Origin of the sequence: Fulvivirga aurantia (assembly GCF_009711475.1) — a bacterium.
Classification (GTDB): domain Bacteria; phylum Bacteroidota; class Bacteroidia; order Cytophagales; family Cyclobacteriaceae; genus Fulvivirga; species Fulvivirga aurantia.
This window is the reverse complement of sequence record NZ_SMMD01000530.1, coordinates 2,966-3,654: the sequence shown is the minus strand read 5'-3', so window position 1 is coordinate 3,654 and position 689 is coordinate 2,966. Positions and strand designations below refer to the sequence as shown.

At 38.3% G+C, this 689-nt stretch carries 2 protein-coding genes; both read right to left on the bottom strand.

The window, feature by feature from the left end:
* On the bottom strand, positions 1 to 241 hold a 241-nt coding region (locus E1176_RS04175; protein WP_155209313.1), incomplete at its 3' end, for an FtsL-like putative cell division protein.
* The coding region (gene mraW / locus E1176_RS04170; RefSeq protein WP_155209315.1) for a 16S rRNA (cytosine(1402)-N(4))-methyltransferase at positions 231 to 689 on the bottom strand (459 nt) is incomplete at its 5' end. The genes mraW and E1176_RS04175, both read right to left, overlap by 11 nt.

Sequence of the window (689 nt, the reverse complement as noted above, 5' to 3'; positions counted from 1 at the left end):
AATCGGCCCGTAAATCCTCTACTTCTTTTTTAAGCTTATCAATTTTGCGTACTGTTTTTTCAGCATAATGGCTATTGCCTATATAAAAAATGCCTACCACGGCAATAAACAGTATGTATGGCAAATACTTCACAGGTAAACCATGCTCAAAAACAACATCAATTTTGACAAGCCTCTCGAGCTTGCCAAAGACGCTGCCTTTGCCTGATTCATTTTGTACCTTATATGAATTAGCTGCCATTACCTATTTTTTCTGCAATTCTTAGCTTAGCACTACGTGCCCTATTATTTATTTTCAATTCCTCTTCAGATGCCGTTATGGGCTTTCTGTTTATTGCATCAAGTGGCTTCAACACATTACCATAAAAATCCTTCTCAACTTTACCATCCACACTCCCTCGAAGCACGAAATTTTTCACTATCCTGTCCTCTAATGAGTGATATGACATTACCACTAATCTTCCACCCTCTTTGAGCACATCAGCACTCTGCTCCAGTGCTTCTTCCAACACCTTTAATTCTTCATTCACTTCGATGCGTATAGCCTGATACACCTGTGCGTAGTACCTATTTTCCTTACCTCTTTTGGCAAATTTTTTAAGTATATTTTTTAAGTCATCAGTCGTCCTGATTTCTCTATTTACTCTTTCAGCGACAATTGCTGCAGCCAAGGTTTTAGCATTTCTTAC